The sequence below is a fragment of the Virgibacillus sp. AGTR genome (assembly GCF_016919725.2).
Taxonomy (GTDB): domain Bacteria; phylum Bacillota; class Bacilli; order Bacillales; family Amphibacillaceae; genus Virgibacillus; species Virgibacillus salarius.
Map to the genome: position 1 here is coordinate 1 of NZ_JAJERH010000036.1, position 20,478 is coordinate 20,478.

Sequence of the window (20,478 nt, forward strand, 5' to 3'; positions counted from 1 at the left end):
GCAGTAGCTATTATTCCATAATAGCTACTAGAGGAAGCGTAAATCTGAGCATTTAGTGATACGGACTGAGCGAATTTTGCTCAGTTTTTCTAGTGTGTTGCGATCTTTTATCATGACAACCTGATATAAACGGAGGATTTTATGATGTAGTTGTTCTTAACTAATGATTATTTTCATAAATATGTATGAGAGAGGGGGCTGCATTGTGAAGAAATGGCATCAAGGTATCCTACCGTGGTTAACAAAATATTTTGCACTTCCTTCAGATGTAGTACTTGAACTACCTAGGATTACAGTTATTGGTCAACTACATGTATACATTGAGAACCATAAAGGATTGGCAACATATTCTGATACGGAACTTAAATTAAAGGCAAACAAAGGATATATTCAAATTACGGGATCATCATTCGTACTAAAAATGATGCTACCCGAGGAAATATTGCTAGAAGGAACTATTCGAGATATTAAATTCATTTCAGATCATTAAAGGAGGAGGACATGAAGCATATACAAGAATCCGTAGTAACTGGTTATGTTACCATCTCAGTTATTGGTAAAAGGCCTGAACTTTTCTTTCAACAATGTACAAGTTCTGGAATACGTGTCTGGAATGTAAGAAAGACTGAAAGTGATGTATGTGAGGGCAATATAAAGTTAAGCGATATTAAACAAGTAAAACAATTAAGAAGCAGAACAGTTTATAAAATTAGATTTACGAATAGAAAAGGTTACCCATTCTTCATTCGACGTTTCTTACGTAAAAAAGAATTATTACTAGGATTTATATGTAGTGTGTTACTTATTCTATTTCTCTCCAATATTCTCTGGGAGGTTAAGATAACTGGTGTTCCAAAAGATATTGAGGAAAAGATCAGTAAGCAATTAGAACAATATGGAATACATGCTGGTACGTGGATATTTTCATTGGATTCGCCAAAAGAAATACAACAACAATTATTAGATGACGTACCTGAGTTATTATGGGTAGGTATAAACCAAAAAGGGACAACCTTTTTCTTAGAAGGTGTCGAAAAAGTAGTAGTGAAAGAAGAAGAAAACCCAGGTCCTCGAAATCTAGTTGCTTCGAAAAAAGGAATTATAAAGAAAATGTATGTGTCAAGTGGTGTACCAAAAGTGCAGGTGAATGACTATGTCCATCCGGGGGATATTCTTGTTTCTGGGAAGATGAGTGACAAAAGTACAGAAGAGGATGATGCAAAGAAGGAAGAGAAAAAGGTCGATTATGTCGCAGCTGATGGAGAAATCACAGCAACTACTTGGTATGAAGTAAAAGTGACAGTTCCATTAAACGCAAGTTCAGAGCAGCTTACTGGAAATAAAGAAAAGAAGTTTTATTTAGGTTTTGGCAACTTTCAATTACCAATCTGGGGTTTTAAAACACCTGAATACACGTATGATCAACGTGAAATAACAGAAAATCCGATTCGTTTTTTAAAATGGGAGTTACCTGTTAAAATGATTGAAACTTTAATCAGCGAAAAAACGTATAAAAAAGAGGAAAGGACGAAAAACCAAGCCATTAAAACAGGGATTAAACAAGCTAAAGAAGAGTTAAGATTACAGTTGGGACCAGAGGCACAAATACTGTCAGAAAAAGTTTTGCATGAATCTGTAGAGCGTGGTAAAGTTAAACTAAACTTATATATGAGTGTAGAAGAGAATATTGTCGAAACACAACCTTTACGTCAAGGAGATTAAGTATGCCAGAAAACCTTACAGAAATTGATTTACAACTAACAAGTCCAAATGAAGCTTTAGGATTATTTGGCACTAACGATAAATTTCTTATTCAGTTGGAGGAACTTCTTAATATTTCTATCGTAACAAGGGGAGAGCAGGTTCTTGTTTCTGGAGATCAACAATCTGTTTCCCTTGCTCAAGACATTTTATTAACCATGTTATCGGTTATACGTAAAGGCTTAAAAATAGCCGAAAGAGATGTAGTCTATGCTGTAGATCTAGCACAAAAAGGGAAGTTGAACCAATTCGAAACGCTCTTTGAAGATGAGATTACTAAAAATGCGAAGGGCAAGGCTATTCGCGTGAAAACTTTGGGACAGAGAAGTTACATTTCAGCCATTAAAGCAAATGATCTTGTTTTCGGCATTGGGCCAGCAGGGACAGGAAAAACCTATTTAGCAGTAGTTATGGCAGTTCATGCTTTAAAAAATGGATTGGTGAAAAAGATTATTCTTACTAGACCTGCTGTTGAAGCAGGAGAGAGCTTAGGCTTCTTACCAGGTGATTTAAAAGAGAAGGTAGATCCATATTTAAGACCTTTATATGATGCCTTGCATGATGTATTGGGGGCTGAGCATACAATTAGACTGATTGAGCGCGAGACTATTGAAATAGCTCCATTAGCCTATATGAGGGGAAGAACATTGGATGATGCTTTTGTTATTTTAGACGAGGCTCAAAATACGACGCCTGAACAAATGAAAATGTTTTTAACCCGCTTAGGATTTGGTTCAAAAATGGTAATCACTGGAGATATTACACAAATTGACTTGCCCAAAGGTGTTCAATCTGGATTATTTACAGCTAGTAAGCTGCTAAATGGTGTAAAAGGAATAGGGTTTGTATATTTAGAACAGACAGATGTAGTAAGACACCCATTAGTTCAGCGAATTATCAATGCGTACGAAAAAGATAAGTGAATGATTGGATAGGTAAGACCCCTTTACTGGGTCTTATTTCTGTATTTTCCTAGTTAAAGGGGGGGGAAAGCACTTGTTTAAGAATCGTTTTAAGTTCGATGATAACTGGTTAATTAAACGATACAATAAATGGTTCATGATTATAATAGCAGCTATTTTATTAGGTTTATTTATTTTTGCGTTAACGATTAAAAACGTACATACAGAAACATATGATATTGAAAGATTTAGTAGAGCTAAAGAAACAATTCGTTCACCCGTAACTATTGAAAATGAACAAGAGACAGAACGTAAAACAAGAGAGACTGTTCAAGCGGTAGAAGATAGATATAATATTAATCAAGAAATTACGAAAGAGCGCATTGCTTATACAAATGAGATATTTGATGCAATTTCTAAGATTGAGGAAGAATCAAAAAAGGAAGATAGTAAAGATGATAGTCATAAGCAGCCACTGTCGAATCAGGAGAAAGTTCAACGCTTGAAACAGATATTATCTCCTGAAATTACAGAGCGAGTAAGTGATAATTCGCTTTCTCAATTAGTAGAAATTCCTAAGGAAGAACGTAATAAGGGAAGAAAGTTATTTGTTGAGTCATTAACAAAGGTAATGAATAACGGAGTTCGGACGGAGAATACGCAAAGCGCGATCACATCCATAAAACAGAATATAAAGTATACGGAGTTAGACGCGGATCTTAAAGACGTTTTAACAAAATTAAGTGAGTTCGCTGTTGTTGAGAACTCATTCTTTGATGTAGATAAAACATCTACTGCTAGAAAGGAAGCGGCAAGTAGCGTAGAGCCAGTAGTTATTAGGGCAGGGGAAATTATTGTTCGAGAGGAACAAATTATAACAAATGAAATATATGAGAAGTTAAAACTTGTTGGTGTGCTTGATAAAGAGAGGAATTTATTCCCTGGCATTGGATTGGCGTTATTAATTTTGTTACTTTGTACGATTGTCGTACATGAAATGAATTGGGTTGCGAAAAACTATCGTTTAGATCGAGGTAAAATCATCTCGATACTATTAATAAGTGTAATCGTCATCGCTTTAATGAAAATTGTTAGCATGTTTACGACGCAAGTGAACCAGCTGTTTTATGTAATGCCAATTGCAACAGGTTCATTACTACTCAAACAATTGATTCATGAACGTACTGCCATTGTTTTTAGTGGATTGTATGCGATATTAGGTAGTGTTATTTTTAATAGCCAAATACCTGGATCCTTAAATGTAGAGGCTGGTATATATTTCTTTCTATCTCAATTAGCAGCAGTTTTTTTTCTTATGAATGTCAAGGATCGTCTAGCTATATTAAAAGCTGGTATTGGGATGGGTATTGTAAATATAATGATTGTAGTACTATTTATATTTCTATCATTTGAAAAATATGTCTTAACAGATATATTTATTCAATCGTCTTTTGCTGCGGCATCTGCCTTTTTATCGGCAGTTCTTACGATGGGCTTATTACCATTTTTTGAGACATCATTGGGAATATTATCAGACATAAAGCTATTACAGCTTTCAAGTCCCAATCATCCGCTTTTGAAGAAGCTTTTAACGGAAGCACCGGGAACATATCATCATTCCATCATGGTTGCTAATCTAAGTGAAACAGCGTGCGAGGCAATTGGCGCTAATGGGTTACTAGCTAGAGTTGGAGCATATTATCATGATCTTGGGAAGACAGTACGCCCGCATTATTTTATTGAAAATCAATTGGCAATAAAAAATCCTCATGATGTTATCGCACCGGAGGAGAGCGCGGAGATCATCATTAGTCATCCATACGATGGTGCACAGATGTTAAAACAACATCGTTTACCAAAGGAGATTATAGATATAGCGAAACAACATCACGGTACATCCCTGTTAACATACTTTTATTATAAAGCAAAAGATGCAGGGAAGCAGGTAACAGAAGAGCAGTTTCGTTATCCAGGTCCAAAACCACAGACAAAAGAAGCTGCAATTATTAGTATTTGTGATTCAGTAGAAGCAGCAGTTCGCTCATTAAAAGAGCCAACAGAAGAAAAAATAGAAGAAATAGTAGCGTCTATAATAAATAATAAAATGACAGATGGTCAGCTTGATGAATGTCCACTTACGTTAAAGGAACTTCATACAATCCAACGTATAACGTGCAATACCTTGAAAGGAATTTTTCACTCTCGTATTCAATATCCGGTAAAGGAGGAAAAATAGATGTATATTGATTTTCATGATCAGACAAATTCTGTTCCAAGTGATTATATTGATATGATACAGCGGTTAATTACCTACGCAGCTAAAAAAGAAGGCGTTAGTCAAGAAGCGGAGCTTTCCATTAATTTTGTAAGTAATAAAGAAATTCAAGAAATAAATCGTAATTACCGGCAAAAAAATGTACCAACAGATGTAATATCTTTTGCCATGCAGGAGGCTGGAGAAGGCGAAATAGATATTATCGATGAGGACCTTCCGTTATTACTTGGTGATATTGTTATTTCGATCGACAAAGCAAGAGAGCAAGCTGATGAGTATAACCATTCCCTTGAAAGAGAATTAGGCTTCTTGTCCGTTCATGGCTTTCTTCACCTGTTAGGCTATGATCATATGACTAAACAGGATGAAAAAAACATGTTTGCCAAACAAGATCTCATACTAGGTGAGTTTGGAATTGAAAGATAATAAGAAATCGATAGGCTTCTCTTATGCCTGGAACGGAATAATGCATGTTATTAAGCATGAACGCAATTTTCGACTGCATCTCGTTTCTGCATCTCTTGTTATAGTAGCAGGCTTTATTTGTCGGCTTTCTTCGTTCGAATGGATGTTCATACTTTTAGCTATAGGCTTGGTGTTAACTGCTGAATTGATAAATAGTGCAATGGAAAGTATGATGGATTATCTGAAACCCGATATCCATCCAATTGCTAAGCAAATAAAGGATATGGCTGCTGGTGCCGTTCTTATTTCTGCTATTACAGCTGCAGGAATAGGATTGATTATTTTTGCACCAAAATTAGGATTATTTTAGAGAGTCGCGTGGCTCTCTTTTTTTTATTTGTTTCCATTCTCATAGCTCATCCAGACTTCCGTTTCTGTTAAGGTAAAAATTTTGTCTGGAGATATGCAGGATTATATAGAACAACCAAAAGTTTTTAAAGCTTTTGTCGATTACATGAAACTAGAGCCAATTTGTAGTATGATATGAATAAAACATATTGAATACGTCGCGGAGGCAACAGCATGGAGAATAAATTTAAATCTGGATTTATAGCAATTATTGGTAGACCAAATGTAGGGAAATCCACATTTATGAATAGGGTAATAGGCCAAAAAATCGCCATTATGAGTGATAAACCACAAACTACTAGAAACAAGATCCAAGGAGTTTTAACACAACAAGACGCACAAATGATATTTATTGATACACCAGGTATTCATAAACCAAAACATCGATTAGGAGATTTTATGGTTCAAACGGCAGAGAATACGTTAAATGAAGTGGATGCTGTCTTATTTATGATTAATGCGAGTGAAGGCTATGGAAAAGGTGATCAATACATCCTAGATCGTTTACAGAAAATAAAAAGGCCAGTATATTTGATCATAAATAAGATTGATCTTGTTCATCCAGATGACCTGTTTCCTTTAATTGATCAATATAAGGAGAAGCTTGATTTTTCTGAAATTATTCCGATCTCAGCATTGCAAGGAAACAATGTTGATCATATGCTAAACGTATTGAAAGAGCATTTACCTGAAGGTCCACAGTATTATCCAGAAGATCAAGTTACAGATCATCCTGAACGGTTTATCATTGGCGAATTAATTAGAGAGAAAGTATTACAATTGACCAGAGAAGAGGTTCCACATTCCATCGCCGTTATGTTAGAAAATATAGAGAAAAGAGATTCTGACTCCATATTTATACAGGCTACAATTGTGACTGAAAGAAAGACACAAAAGGGTATATTAATTGGCAAGCAAGGGAATATGTTAAAAAATATCGGAAAATCGGCTCGACAAGATATAGAAGCGTTATTAGGATCTAAGGTGTATTTAGAGCTGTGGGTAAAGGTTAAAAAAGATTGGCGAAACAAACAAAGTCAGCTTCATGAATACGGTTTTCGAAGTGATGAATATTAAACATGGTAAATTTTTATACTAATTGTTTTGAGTTTAGTGGTCATTCTAATTAATAAGTTACATTTTCAAACATTAAAGAAAGGTGGGGTTTCTTGTGATCGAATTTACGTGGAAAGTATTCAGTCAAACGGGAAACATTGAAACCTATTTATTAATGAAAGAGATGGAAAATGAACAGTATCCAGATGATCGAGCTCAGCATGATGAACAAACGGTTACTCCATTAGATACCAATTTATAAAGTAATTTTATGAAGAAAATCGTAGGGTCAAGCTATTCCCTTTGTTAGGTAAGAAAGGTGAAGCTACGTGTTGGAAAAAATAAAAGGACTTGTTTTAAAAACACAGGATTATGGGGAAACACATAAAATAGTTACGATATATAGTAAAAAGATAGGGAAGTTTTCTGCAATTGCGAGAGGTGCAAAGAAAACCAAAAGTAGAATGGCTGCAGTTACGCAGCCATTCATTTATGCGGAGTTTTTTGTTTATATTCAAACTGGGTTGAGCACGATTCAACAAGGAGAAATCATACACTCTTTTCGATCGATACGTGAGGATATTATAAAAACAGCATATGCTGCGTATATTGTGGAATTAACAGACAAATTATCAGACGACAAGGATCCTGATACATTTATCTTTGAACAGCTTTTTGAGACAATGAAATGGATAGAAAAGAATGATGATGTAAATATACCAACAATGATGTATGAATTAAAGCTTTACGGTAAAGGTGGTTTTGCGCCTACATTAGATCGTTGCAGTAATTGTGGTGGTAACACACCACCTTTTGTATTTTCGATTGCGGAGGGCGGGATATTATGTCACCATTGTAGAAGTATGGACCGCGAGGCAATTCAATTATCGGAATTGTTAGCAAAGCTATTACGTATATTCGCAACGGTTAATTTACAGCGAGTTGGAAATATTTCTGTAAAAAAGGAAAATCAACAATTATTGCGCCAACTATTAGATGCATATTATGATTATTATGGAGGGTATTATATCAAATCAAAGAAATTTTTGAAGCAGATTGATTTATTAAAATAAGTTGACATGAACCAGTAATGTAGCGTATTATTTGTACATAAATTATAATAAGTATTGCTGTGATGAAGAGGAGTACTTTTTGTATTTATGTAAAGCGAATCCAGAATAGTGAAAGCTGGATCATAAAGCAAATTGGAAGGGCGCTTCTGAGCGATTATAATAAAGTGGCTCATTTTCGTGATGAGCAAATAGGGTGGAACCGCGGCCTATCCCCGTCCCTATGTCTAATAAAAAAGACATAGGGACGGGGATTTTGTCTTTTACTTAACTAATATCAAGATGGAGGATATGTGAAGATGAATATTCAGGAAATGATATTAACATTACAAAAGCATTGGTCTGAACAAAACTGTATTATTATGCAAGCTTATGATGTTGAAAAAGGTGCAGGTACCATGTCGCCAATGACACTGCTGCGTAGTCTCGGTCCTGAACCATGGAATGTTGCTTATGTAGAACCGTCAAGAAGACCTGCGGACGGTCGTTATGGGGATAACCCAAATCGACTTTATCAGCATCATCAATTTCAAGTAATCATGAAGCCTTCTCCAAACAATGTTCAAGAGCTATATCTTGAATCTTTAAAGAAACTAGGAATTAATCCTCTAGAACATGATATTCGTTTCGTGGAGGATAATTGGGAGAATCCAACACTTGGAGCAGCTGGATTGGGTTGGGAAGTTTGGTTAGATGGCATGGAAATTACTCAATTCACTTATTTTCAACAGATCGGTGGTTTAGAAGCAAACCCAGTGGCTGTTGAGCTTACCTATGGTATAGAGCGGTTAGCATCCTATATTCAAGATGAAGAAAATGTGTTCGATTTAGAATGGACATCTGGTGTTACTGTAAGGGATATCTTTTATCAACCAGAATATGAGCATTCTAAATATACTTTTGAGGCATCTAATACGGAAATGTTATTTGATCTATTTACTAAGTATGAAAAGGAAGCAAAGGAGACAATGGAAAAAGGCTTAGTTTTTCCAGCATATGATTATGTATTAAAATGCTCGCATACATTTAATTTATTGGATGCAAAAGGTGTTATCTCTGTAACAGAGCGAACTGGCTATATAGGTAGAATCCGTAATCTAGCTAGAAATATTGCAAAAGCATATGTAGAAGAAAGAGAAAGACTTGGTTTTCCTATGCTGAAAAAGGAGGAACAGTAAATGGCAAAAAATGCTTTATTCGAAATAGGTGTGGAGGAACTTCCGGCTCGGTTTGTTGACGATGCAGAGTTACAGCTTAAAGAAAAAACCGAATCCTGGCTACAAGAATTACGCATTACATTTGAAAGTGTTGTTTCCTATTCTACTCCTAGACGTCTTGCTGTACTAATTAAAGGCATAGCGGAAGAGCAAACAACAATAGAAGAGGAAGTAAAAGGACCAGCTGAAAAGATTGCAAAAGCTGCAGACGGTAATTGGTCAAAAGCTGCAATTGGCTTTACAAAAGGTCAGGGGAAAACTGTAGACGACATTTATAGTAAAGAAATTAACGGTACAAACTATATTTTTGTAGAAAAGCATATTGAAGGTAAGCAAACCATTACACTATTACCTGAATTTCACAAAATTGTTGAATCCATTACATTCGGGAAAAACATGCGTTGGGGTACACAATCTATGAGATATGCGCGTCCCATTCGTTGGCTTGTGGCTTTACTTGGCGGCACGGTGATCCCTTTTGAGGTTGCTGGTGTGAAAAGTGGTAAAACAACTTACGGGCATCGGTTTCTTGGTGATAAAATTGATTTGAATAATCCTTTGAACTATGAGGATACGTTATTGGATCAATTTGTAATTGTTAATCCAAAACGGCGTGAAGATTTAATTTTAGAGGGGATTCATACGTTAGAGAAAAGTCATAGTATTCAAATACCGGTGGATAAACAATTACTTGATGAGGTGCGTAATTTAGTTGAATACCCACAAGCTTTTCTGGGCGCTTATGAAAAACAATTTTTGAAACTCCCAGAAGAAGTATTAATTACTTCCATGAAAGAGCATCAGCGTTATTTTCCAGTAAAATCAAATACAGGTGAGCTACTTCCTTACTTTGTCGGGATTAGAAATGGAAATGACGATGCATTAAATACCGTAATAAAAGGAAATGAGAAGGTACTACGTGCTCGTTTGTCCGATGCCGAGTTCTTCTATAATGAGGATTTAAAGCATTCTATAGATTTTTATAATGAAAAATTAAATCGAGTTGTCTTTCAGGAAAAACTAGGAACAATTACAGACAAAGTGAAACGTGTTGTCGTAATAGCAAACCATATTTCAGATCTACTGCACATAGAAGAAAAGGAAAATATTCTGCGAGCTGCATCGATCTGTAAATTTGACCTTTCAACAAATATGGTAAATGAGTTTACAGAATTACAAGGGGTAATTGGTGAAAAGTACGCTCAATATTTTGGTGAAACTAGGACTGTAGCACAAGCGGTGCGTGAACACTACTTACCTAAGCAGGCAAATGGTGAATTACCGAATACTATAGAGGGTTCGATTATTAGCATTGCCGATAAATTAGATACGGTGGCTGGTTGTATTGGTGTTGGACTAATTCCTTCTGGTTCACAGGATCCATATGGCTTACGTCGTCAAGCAACGGGCATTTTACGTATTATAGAAGCTAATAAGTGGAATATTCCTATGGAAACATTAATAAATCTTGCACTGGAAGTGATGGAACAATCACACATACAAATATTGGATAAGGATAAAGCATTTAGTAACCTTCATGATTTCTTGACGAATCGAGCAGCATATTTATTTAAAGAAGAATCTATTGAACAAGATATAATTCAAGCGATACTTCACAAAGAAATAGGTGTGTATACGTATGCATTAGCAAAGGCACATAACTTATCAAATAAAAGGTTAGACGCTTCGTTTAAGACGATTCAAGAAGCACTTGTACGCGTATTAAACTTAGCTCAAAAAGCTAATTCTAATCATATAGATACAAATTTATTTGATACGGAATCGGAAAAGGCATTGTATAAAGAATTTTGCTCGATAGAGCAGTCTTACCAACAATCAGAACGTGATGCAGAACGGGATTTATTGTTATTAGGTCAACTAGCAGAACCAATTCACAATTTCTTTGATCATAATATGGTAATGGATGATAATGAAAGGATTCGTAATAATCGCTTAGCACTATTAGCAAGTATCGCTTCACTTATACAGAAATATGCGGACTTAACTAAAGTAGAATGGAAACAAAGCTTTTAATCCATAAACGCGTGCGAGACAATTCTCTTTTCTCTATTTTTAGTCTATAATATGAAGAAATAGTATAAGTCACATGGTTTTTAGGTGGTGAAGGGATGGAATTATCGAGTAGGCAGGAAGAAATTATTGAAATTGTCAAGGAGAATGGTCCAATAACGGGTGAAAATATAGCTGAACGATTAAATTTAACTAGAGCAACGCTACGCCCAGACTTGGCCATTTTGACCATGGCAGGATTTCTTGATGCGCGTCCTCGTGTTGGGTACTTTTTCACAGGAAAGACCGGAAGTGAACTACTTACGGAACAAATTAAAAAATTTAAAGTATATGAGTATCAACATGTTCCGATTGTTGTGAAAGAAAGTGTATCGGTATACGATGCCATATCTACTATGTTTCTAGAGGATGTTGGAACACTCTTTGTAGTTGATGATAAAGCTTGCTTAACGGGAGTATTATCGCGAAAAGATTTATTACGTGCAAGTATTGGCAAACAGGATTTAAACGCCGTACCGGTTCATATAATTATGACAAGAATGCCAAACATTACGGTGTGCAGAAAAGAAGATTTACTTTTAGATGTAGCCCAAAATTTGATTAATAAGCAAATAGATGGTATTCCGGTTGTAAAAGATACGGCTTCCGGTTTAGAGGTGGTAGGAAGAATAACAAAGACGACTATTACGAAGGCTTTCGTAGAATTAATTACAGATGAACATATTTAGCTACGTTTGTGGGAAGGAGTAGATGAATGAGCATGCAGCCTATTGTCTATGTTCTATCTGATTCGGTTGGTGAAACAGCTGAGTTAGTTATTAAAGCAGGTTTAAGTCAGTTTAATAATGGGGATTATAAGATACAACGGATTCCATATGTGGAAGATAAGGATACAATTGATGAAGTACTTCAAATTGCTAAAGAAAATAATGGGCTAATTGGCTTCACCCTTGTCGATCCAATTCTAAGAAACTATGTAAATGAACGATCAAAGCAACTAAATTTAGAAGCAATCGATATTATGGGACCGATGTTAAAAGCAATGGAAAGAGTATTTGAACGAACACCCCGGTTTGAAGCTGGATTAGTCCATAAATTAGATGAAGACTACTTTAAACGTGTAGAAGCCATTGAATTTGCTGTGAAATATGATGATGGTCGTGACACCAGGGGAATATCACGTGCAGATATCATACTAATCGGTGTTTCTCGGACATCGAAAACGCCACTTTCTCAATTTCTAGCCCACAAACGCTTGAAAGTGGCTAATGTTCCCATTGTTCCTGAGGTGGATCCGCCTGAAGAGTTGTTTGATGTCGATCCTGCTAAGTGTATTGGTTTGCGTATTAGTCCTGAGAAACTTAATGAAATCCGGAAAGAAAGATTAAAGGCATTAGGCCTTGGCGATCAAGCTACTTACGCAAATATGGAACGGATTTATAAAGAATTAGACTATTTTGATAAAGTGGTTAATAAGATTGGATGTAATGTAATTGATGTTTCTAACAAGGCCGTAGAAGAAACGGCTAATAGTATCATGCAGATTATTCAAAACTAGTAAGTGGCCAATCTAATCGAATAGAAAAACATTCTATATGAATATGTAGAATGTTTTTTCACGGTTAGGAAGAAAAACTACTGGGAATAATATAAAACTAGAGACGATTTGATAGCATTTTTTGTGAAAGTATATTATAATGTCTCTTTGTGTAATGATATAGCATACAGAAGATATATTTCTATCATTGTTATTTAATAAACCTTACATTTTAAGAAGGAATTTAAGTGACAAATGTAGAAGTATGTATACTGTGAGCTTGTGTTATTGAATGAATGTCTTTGCTTTTTGAATTTTTGTGACCTGCTTTTTATATAAATGAAGTAAATCAGCTTTTAGATATCCTTCACAGATTATTTTTATAAAAAGAAGGAATTTTTTTCGGTATTTCAAAAAAATATTGTCGAAAAATGAAGGATTTTTTTAATGAAAGACGAATATTAACTTAGCATGGTGATTTTATGTCCAATCAAATTCCTGAACATGTAATTGAAGAAATTCGTAAAGCAAATGATATTGTAGACATTATCGGGGAATATATTCAATTAAAAAAACAAGGTAGAAACTATTTTGGTCTTTGTCCGTTTCATGGAGAGAAAACACCTTCCTTTTCTGTTACACAGGAAAAGCAAATTTTCCACTGTTTTGGATGTGGAAAAGGTGGCAATGTGATAACATTTCTAATGGAAATGGAAAACTATTCATTTTATGAAGCATTACAATTTTTGGCGGATAGAAGTGGAATTCAATTACCAGAAACAAACAAATCAGTAAGCACTTTGTCACAAGAGACCCAAGATATACTATCTGCACACGAATGGTTAACTAAGCTTTATCATCATTTGTTGCGATTTACAAAAGATGGTAAGGAAGGCTATAGCTATTTAAAGAATCGGGGTGTCAATGATGAGGCTATTGATGAATTTCAACTTGGATTTGCTCCTAATGTAAAGAATTTTACAGCTGAATTCCTTCATAAAAAAGGATATCATCAGCAGTTACTGGTCAAAGCTGGTTTAATTACCCAACAGGATGACAATCAAGTAAGTGACCGTTTTAGAGGAAGAGTTATTTTTCCAATCCGGAATCATTTAGGGAAGACGGTTGCTTTTGGTGGTCGAGCTCTTGGAGATCAGAAGCCTAAGTATATGAATAGCCCTGAAAGTGAATTATTTCATAAAGGGAAGATTCTTTATAATTTTGACTTAGCCAAAAAGCATATTCGAAAAAAAAATGCAGCCATTTTATTTGAAGGGCAAATGGACATAATTGCTGCATATCAGGCGGGTATCAAAAATGTAATAGCTACACTTGGTACAGCATTGACGGAGTATCAAGCAAAACTTTTGAACCGCTATGTAGATACAGTTGTTATTTGTTATGATGGGGATCGTGCAGGGTTAGATGCTGCTTATAAAGCAGCCGTTTTATTACGCGATGTCGGTTGTGAAGTAAAAATAGCACATCTACAACATAATATGGACCCTGACAATTTTATTGAGAAGTATGGTGGAGAAAAATTTGAAAATGAGGTTATTAAAGCAAGTGATACCTTTATAAGCTTTTATATGCGGTATTTAATGAAAGATTATAATATGAATAATGAAGGAGATCGACTTCATTATATAGAAGAAGTATTAAAACAACTTGCTATGATTGATAGCTCAATTGAACGGGAATATTATCTAAAAGAGTTAAGTAATGAATATAATATATCGATGGATACCCTGTCAAATGAAATTTCAGGCTACCGAGAAAAGTTTGGGTCAAATAAGGATAATCGTCAGAAGAACAGATATACTACTAGTAGTAGAGAATGGAATGTTCGGAAATCCAAATTATTACCAGCTTTCCATAATGCAGAAAGACAGCTTCTATCATATATGCTCCAAGATGTCGTCATAACTGATAAGGTTCAAACAGAAATAGGAGCAGGCTTTAATATAGATTCCCATAAGATTATCGCTACTTATTTATATGCTTTTTACGAAGAAGGAAATGACCCAGATGTTAGCTTGTTTTTAGAGAAAATCACTGAACCAAAGCTTCAGCAAGAGATTACTGAAATAGCTATGATCCCGTTACAGGATGATATTAGTGATAAGGAAATAAATGATTACATTCGAATAATACAAACAAAAAAAAGTGATATGGATGCGATAAAAACGCTTAAAGATCAACAAAAGCGAGCAGAACAACAACAGGATCCAATAAAAGCTGCACAAATAGCAATGCAGATTATTGAAATAAATAAGCAGTCAAAAAATATGAATTGAATTTACGTAGTCTGGAAGGAGGGGGACTCATGGCCGATAACAAGCCTTCACAAACAAAAGAAAATGAACCTGAACTAACATTAGAACAAGCTAAAGATCAGCTGTTAGAAATGGGTAAAAAGCGCGGTGTACTTGCTTACGAAGAGATAGCTGATCGTCTATCTAATTTTGTTATAGAATCAGACCAAATGGATGAATTTTATGAGTACCTAGGAGAACAAGGTGTCGAGGTAATTGGAGAATCGGAAGAAGATCCTAATATGCAACAAATTGCAAAAGAAGAAGAATTTAATTTAAATGATCTAAGTGTCCCGCTTGGTATCAAAATAAATGACCCTGTTCGTATGTACCTTAAAGAAATAGGTCGAGTTGATTTATTATCTGCAGCAGAAGAAATCGATCTTGCTACTCGTATTGAGAAAGGTGATGAGGAGGCTAAGCGAAGACTTGCTGAAGCAAACCTTCGACTAGTCGTAAGTATTGCGAAACGGTATGTAGGAAGAGGAATGCTATTTCTCGATCTAATCCAAGAAGGTAACATGGGATTAATTAAAGCAGTCGAAAAATTTGATTACCGAAAAGGTTTTAAATTTAGTACGTATGCTACTTGGTGGATTCGTCAAGCAATAACTCGTGCAATTGCGGATCAAGCAAGAACAATTCGAATACCAGTTCATATGGTAGAGACAATTAATAAATTGATTCGCGTACAAAGACAATTGCTTCAAGATTTAGGTAGAGAGCCCACACCAGAAGAAATTGGAGAAGAAATGGAGCTTTCTCCTGACAAGGTACGTGATATATTAAAAATCGCGCAAGAGCCTGTTTCGTTGGAAACACCTATAGGTGAAGAAGATGATTCCCATTTAGGGGATTTCATTGAAGACCAAGAGGCTGTCTCTCCTTCAGATCATGCTGCATATGAACTTTTAAAGGAACAATTAGAGGATGTTTTAGATACACTGACAGATCGTGAAGAAAATGTGCTACGTTTGCGCTTCGGTCTAGATGATGGGCGAACAAGAACCTTAGAAGAAGTTGGAAAAGTGTTTGGTGTGACACGGGAAAGAATTCGTCAAATAGAAGCTAAGGCACTTCGTAAGTTAAGACATCCGAGTAGAAGCAAACGATTAAAGGACTTTCTTGATTAATAAATGTTTTGTCATTGGACAACAATGTTGTCCAATGACTTTTCCTATTCAAGTACTACAAGACTAATATAGTGATGTCGATATCGGAGTGACCGATTTTGGAAGAACGAAAACAAATTATTATGGATGAAATTCATTATTGGAAGCAGCATAAAATGCTGCCAGTCGTTTATTGCGACTTTCTGTTAGCACTATATTCAAATGGTGACGAGCAAATAGAGCCTTCAGTTATAGGCCAAAATCGATTTATCGATACCATTCAAACATTACTTCTGTCGATGATGATACCGTTTTCATTGCTTGTTATTTATTTTACGCAATTTCAAATTATTTTGCAACTGAGTATGTTAATTCTTTTTTTGGGTTATTCTATTTGGATGTACGTTTACTTGAAACCTAAATGGACGTTAAAGTATCATTTAGCCTTAATGAATAGTCTCTTGATAGCATTATTTATATCTGTTTTAGTTAGTAAAGCTTACCTGCATGATTTCGGATTGATAATTATCGTTTTTATAAATTTCCTGTTTTGGGTTGTAATAGGTTTCTATAAAAAGATAAATTATTTACTTATTACTGGTATTTTAGCTCTAGTATTTACATGTATTTATATAGTTTTATAAAATTTTCACACCTAAACTCTTTAAAGAAATCGCTTTTTCAAGTAAAATAAATATAGTCTTTTACAGCGAATAAGAATTATGGGGATTACATAAGGAGGAAACGCAATGAAAAGAAACCCGGTTATCCCATATGCACTAATTGCTCTTGTCGGGATACTTGCCGTAATAGTTATTGCATTTATTGGATTAGATCAACGTAAAGACATTCAACAAGCCGAAGAAGGCGGCGGAGAACAAGCTGAAGAGGCACAAGAGGGCGAAACTACTGATGATCCTGAAGCTATTTTTGAAACAAACTGTGCTAGCTGTCACGGTGCCGATTTATCAGGTGGAATGGGGCCTGATCTGACTAAAGTTGGAAGTGAATTGTCACAAGAGGAAATACAAAATGTGATAAAAAATGGTCAGGGACAAATGCCTCCTGGAATGGCTACAGATGCTGAAGCAGAGGTTTTAGCAAAGTGGCTGGCTGAGAAAAAGTAATAGAAAAACAATGATATACGTAAAAAGCGAAGCTTTCTGCTGTTAAACAGAAAGCTTTTCTTTTTAACCGATAAAACGAATGAAAGTGGCGATACGATGACGCAGTTTAATATATCGAAACGATTAAAACGAGTAGCCTCGTTTCTTCCAAAGCGTGCATACTTTGCAGATATCGGTTCAGATCACGCTTATTTACCGTGCTTTGTATGTCAAAAAGATAAAACAGCCAAAGCAATAGCTGGCGAGGTAAACGAAGGCCCCTTTCAAAGTGCGAAAGATACGGTTAGACACTTTGAACTTGGTGATAGGGTGGATGTACGTCTAGGCAATGGCTTGGAAGTATTAGAAGCAAAAGAAGCAAAGCAGATTGTAATAGCTGGGATGGGTGGAACATTAATAACAACTATTTTAAATGAAGGAAAAGCAAAACTTGAATATACTGAGCAAATCATTGCACAACCAAATGTGGATGCACGCTCAGTTAGAAAATGGCTAATAAACAATGGTTATGGTATAGCCGATGAGGATTTAATCGAGGAAAATGATCATTTCTATGAAATTATATCTGCTACCCGATCATCGAATGATACTTCGATACATGATAAACTGGATACAAAGCAGCTTTTATTTGGACCAATTCTTTTGCAGAAGAAACCGGAAGCATTTTATCGAAAATGGAGGTTTGAGGCAAATAAGCTAGAACGGATTATTAAACAAATGAAGTTAGCTAAAGATAGTAATAATCGTAAAAAAATTAGTTTGTTTGAAAAAGAAAAAGACTGGATGGAGGAGGTCACTAATGAAACAACAGATCATGATGAATGATGTTTTTAAAATAATAGAAGATCTAGCACCTAAGTCTTTAGCTTATGAGTGGGATAATGTTGGCCTACAGATAGGATCTGCGAATAAACCAGTAAAAAAAATAATGATAACATTAGACGTGCTAGAGCGCGTTGTAGATGAAGCGATAGAAAAGGATGTCAATTTAATTATTGCGCATCATCCTTTATTATTTAAGCCGTTAAAACAAGTTAACTACGATTCCCCTTCTGGACGTATCTTACAAAAACTAATTAAATATGATATTACCGTTTACGCTGCACATACAAATTTAGACGTTGCCAGCGGTGGAGTTAATGATATGTTATGCAGTGTGCTTGATTTACAATCGCGTAGGGTACTACTTGATGAAAAAGCCAAAAAATTACTTAAACTCGCTATTTATGTACCCAATACACATGAAGAACAAGTTAGAGAAGCTATTTCAGAAGCTGGTGCTGGACATATCGGCGAGTATAGCCACTGTACATTTAAAACACAAGGACAAGGAACGTTCAAGCCTTTAGACGGAACAAATCCATTCATTGGTACAAAAGGGAAACTAGAATATGTTGACGAAGTAAAACTAGAAACGATTGTTCCAGAAGGGATATTGTCAGCTGTTTTAAAAGAAATGGAAAAGGCACATCCTTATGAAGAAGTAGCCTATGATATTTTTCCATTAGAAAATGAGGGTGACAGGATTGGTATTGGTCGTATTGGGGAATTAGATCGTACGATGACGTTAGAGGAATTTTGTAAGATGATAAAAGTAAAATTAGAGGTATCTCAGCTCCGAGTAACTGGAGATTTATCAAAACCAGTAAAGACAGTGGCAGTGCTTGGAGGTAGTGGTGAAAAATACATTCATCAAGCCAAGAAAAAAGGAGCTGATGTTTATATCACTGGTGATATGACTTTTCATACTGCGCAGGATGCATGGCAAATGGGCTTAGCAGTGATTGATCCAGGACATTATATGGAAAAAGTCATGAAGCAATCTGTAAAAGCGTACCTAGAGGAAAAACTGCATGACGTTAATATTATTCTATCCAACACGAATACAGACCCATTTCAGTTTATCTAAATTTGGAATGGTTAAAGGAGTACGTTAGAAATGAGCAAACAATTTCAAGAATTTAAATTTAGTCCAATTATGGAACAGGTTATTAATAAATTAAAGTTTAAAGTCCCTACGGAAATTCAACAACAGGTTATTCCTAAAGTGCTTCAAGGAAATAGTGTGGTTGGACAATCGCGTACTGGCTCAGGAAAGTCGCACGCTTTTTTACTTCCATTACTAAATGGGTTGCAGGAAGAGAAAAAGGAGGTGCAGATGGTAATTACTGCGCCTACTAGAGAATTGGCTACACAGCTTTATGAAGAAGTAAGGAAGATAATTCATTATGCAGAGAAGGAAAATGTATGGACAGCTAAGCTGCTTGTAGGTGGTACGGATAAGCAAAAAATGATGGAAAAATTGAAAGAACCACCTCATATTGTAGTCGGGACACCTGGCCGAATTCTTGATCTGGTAAAAGAAGAGGCTCTTTCCATCTATTCAGCAACATCCTTTGTTATTGATGAAGCAGATCTGATGCTTGATTTAGGATTTATTCATGAAGTAGACCAGCTATTAATCCGATGCCATCCAAGGATCCAGTTACTGGTCTTTTCTGCGACTATTCCTCAACGATTACAGCATTTTTTCAAAAAGTATTTGGATAATCCAGTGTATGTGAAAATTGAGGATGATTTTTCCCCAGAAACCATGGAGCATCGATTAATTTATTTGAAGCATCGGGACGAAGCATCGATTATCCATGAAATTTCTAAAACCATCCATCCGTATTTGGCAATTATATTTACGAATGGAAAAGAAAAAGCAAATGACTTAGCTGCGGCACTACAAGAAAAAGGCTTGGCTGTCGGGCTTATTCATGGTGGTCTACCTCCAAGGGAGAGAAAGCGTGTATTAAAGGAAATTCAAAATCTAAGATATCAGTATATTGTCGCTACGGATCTGGCTTCAAGAGGGATTGACATAAAAGGAGTTAGTCATGTTATCAATGCACAGCTACCTAAAGAAGAAGAATTTTATGTTCATCGGGTTGGAAGAACAGCAAGAGCAGGATTGGAAGGAACTGCAATCAGTATTTATACAGAAGAAGATCTCAAACTTATCGATAAATTAGAACAGAAGGGCCTACCCTTTACGTACATGGATGTTCGAGATGGTGAATGGCATGAAGCGAAGTCTTGGAATCAACGTTCGTTACGAACCAAAAGTTCAACGGAAGTAGATAAGCAAGCATGGAGAAGAGTTAAAAAGTCGAAGAAAGTCAAACCGGGCTATAAGAAAAAAATGAAAAAGCAACAAGAAACCATTAAAAAACAATTGACTAAGAAGAAATATAAAAAGTAGGATTTTGTAAAGAGG

The 20,478-nt window shown here is 35.6% G+C and carries 20 protein-coding genes and 1 other annotated feature; all 20 genes read left to right on the forward strand.

Annotation, left to right across the window (positions count from 1 at the left end):
* The first annotated feature begins 205 nt into the window (after nucleotides 1-205).
* The 20 genes from yqfC (at nucleotide 206) to JUJ52_RS13635 (ending at nucleotide 20,463) form a co-directional block, all read left to right on the forward strand.
* Complete coding sequence (gene yqfC / locus JUJ52_RS13540) at nucleotides 206-490, forward strand: sporulation protein YqfC (protein WP_026681184.1); 285 nt, start codon at nucleotides 206-208, stop codon at nucleotides 488-490.
* A gap of 11 nt (nucleotides 491-501) precedes the next feature.
* On the forward strand, nucleotides 502-1,722 hold the full coding sequence (gene yqfD / locus JUJ52_RS13545) for a sporulation protein YqfD (protein ID WP_121605271.1): 1,221 nt from the start codon (nucleotides 502-504) through the stop codon (nucleotides 1,720-1,722).
* Nucleotides 1,723-1,724: 2 nt separating this feature from the next.
* Complete coding sequence (locus JUJ52_RS13550) at nucleotides 1,725-2,684, forward strand: PhoH family protein (RefSeq protein ID WP_026681182.1); 960 nt, start codon at nucleotides 1,725-1,727, stop codon at nucleotides 2,682-2,684.
* Nucleotides 2,685-2,757: 73 nt separating this feature from the next.
* Nucleotides 2,758-4,899 carry an HD family phosphohydrolase gene (locus JUJ52_RS13555; RefSeq protein ID WP_308036041.1) on the forward strand — a complete coding sequence of 714 codons (2,142 nt, stop codon included), beginning with the start codon at nucleotides 2,758-2,760 and terminating at the stop codon, nucleotides 4,897-4,899.
* Nucleotides 4,900-5,364 carry an rRNA maturation RNase YbeY gene (gene ybeY / locus JUJ52_RS13560; protein ID WP_026681180.1) on the forward strand — a complete coding sequence of 155 codons (465 nt, stop codon included), beginning with the start codon at nucleotides 4,900-4,902 and terminating at the stop codon, nucleotides 5,362-5,364.
* A complete protein-coding gene (locus tag JUJ52_RS13565; RefSeq protein ID WP_226983520.1) occupies nucleotides 5,354-5,713 on the forward strand; it encodes a diacylglycerol kinase family protein in 360 nt (119 codons plus the stop codon). The genes ybeY and JUJ52_RS13565 overlap by 11 nt, the downstream gene beginning before the upstream one ends.
* Nucleotides 5,714-5,925: 212 nt before the next feature.
* Nucleotides 5,926-6,828, forward strand: a complete 903-nt coding sequence (gene era, locus JUJ52_RS13570) for a GTPase Era (RefSeq protein WP_026681178.1) — start codon at nucleotides 5,926-5,928, stop codon at nucleotides 6,826-6,828.
* A 94-nt stretch (nucleotides 6,829-6,922) separates the two neighbouring features.
* A complete protein-coding gene (locus JUJ52_RS13575) occupies nucleotides 6,923-7,069 on the forward strand; it encodes a YqzL family protein (RefSeq protein ID WP_080668672.1) in 147 nt (48 codons plus the stop codon).
* 67 nt (nucleotides 7,070-7,136) lie between these two features.
* Nucleotides 7,137-7,880: a DNA repair protein RecO gene (gene recO, locus JUJ52_RS13580; RefSeq protein WP_026681177.1), complete on the forward strand. Its 744-nt coding sequence runs from the start codon at nucleotides 7,137-7,139 to the stop codon at nucleotides 7,878-7,880.
* Nucleotides 7,881-7,930: 50 nt separating this feature from the next.
* Nucleotides 7,931-8,103, forward strand: a binding site (T-box leader).
* A gap of 73 nt (nucleotides 8,104-8,176) precedes the next feature.
* Nucleotides 8,177-9,055, forward strand: coding sequence for a glycine--tRNA ligase subunit alpha (gene glyQ / locus JUJ52_RS13585; RefSeq protein WP_026681176.1), 879 nt, complete (start codon nucleotides 8,177-8,179; stop codon nucleotides 9,053-9,055).
* Nucleotides 9,056-11,128, forward strand: a complete 2,073-nt coding sequence (glyS, locus tag JUJ52_RS13590) for a glycine--tRNA ligase subunit beta (protein ID WP_121605270.1) — start codon at nucleotides 9,056-9,058, stop codon at nucleotides 11,126-11,128.
* Nucleotides 11,129-11,223: 95 nt separating this feature from the next.
* Nucleotides 11,224-11,853, forward strand: a complete 630-nt coding sequence (ccpN, locus tag JUJ52_RS13595) for a transcriptional regulator CcpN (RefSeq protein ID WP_026681174.1) — start codon at nucleotides 11,224-11,226, stop codon at nucleotides 11,851-11,853.
* A 26-nt stretch (nucleotides 11,854-11,879) separates the two neighbouring features.
* Nucleotides 11,880-12,683 (forward strand): pyruvate, water dikinase regulatory protein, encoded by an 804-nt coding sequence (locus JUJ52_RS13600; protein WP_026681173.1) that lies wholly within the window; start codon nucleotides 11,880-11,882, stop codon nucleotides 12,681-12,683.
* 461 nt (nucleotides 12,684-13,144) lie between these two features.
* Nucleotides 13,145-14,959 (forward strand): DNA primase, encoded by a 1,815-nt coding sequence (gene dnaG / locus JUJ52_RS13605; protein ID WP_026681172.1) that lies wholly within the window; start codon nucleotides 13,145-13,147, stop codon nucleotides 14,957-14,959.
* A gap of 29 nt (nucleotides 14,960-14,988) precedes the next feature.
* Nucleotides 14,989-16,110 carry an RNA polymerase sigma factor RpoD gene (rpoD, locus tag JUJ52_RS13610; RefSeq protein WP_121605269.1) on the forward strand — a complete coding sequence of 374 codons (1,122 nt, stop codon included), beginning with the start codon at nucleotides 14,989-14,991 and terminating at the stop codon, nucleotides 16,108-16,110.
* A gap of 98 nt (nucleotides 16,111-16,208) precedes the next feature.
* Nucleotides 16,209-16,733: a hypothetical protein gene (locus JUJ52_RS13615; protein ID WP_026681171.1), complete on the forward strand. Its 525-nt coding sequence runs from the start codon at nucleotides 16,209-16,211 to the stop codon at nucleotides 16,731-16,733.
* A gap of 105 nt (nucleotides 16,734-16,838) precedes the next feature.
* Nucleotides 16,839-17,216 (forward strand): cytochrome c550, encoded by a 378-nt coding sequence (gene cccA, locus JUJ52_RS13620; protein WP_026681170.1) that lies wholly within the window; start codon nucleotides 16,839-16,841, stop codon nucleotides 17,214-17,216.
* 96 nt (nucleotides 17,217-17,312) lie between these two features.
* Nucleotides 17,313-18,041, forward strand: coding sequence for a tRNA (adenine(22)-N(1))-methyltransferase (locus JUJ52_RS13625; protein ID WP_205388630.1), 729 nt, complete (start codon nucleotides 17,313-17,315; stop codon nucleotides 18,039-18,041).
* On the forward strand, nucleotides 18,016-19,125 hold the full coding sequence (locus JUJ52_RS13630; RefSeq protein WP_205388629.1) for a Nif3-like dinuclear metal center hexameric protein: 1,110 nt from the start codon (nucleotides 18,016-18,018) through the stop codon (nucleotides 19,123-19,125). Before JUJ52_RS13625 ends, JUJ52_RS13630 begins: the two co-directional genes overlap by 26 nt.
* Before the next feature lie 30 nt (nucleotides 19,126-19,155).
* Nucleotides 19,156-20,463: a DEAD/DEAH box helicase gene (locus JUJ52_RS13635; protein WP_026681167.1), complete on the forward strand. Its 1,308-nt coding sequence runs from the start codon at nucleotides 19,156-19,158 to the stop codon at nucleotides 20,461-20,463.
* The last annotated feature ends 15 nt before the right edge of the window (nucleotides 20,464-20,478 follow it).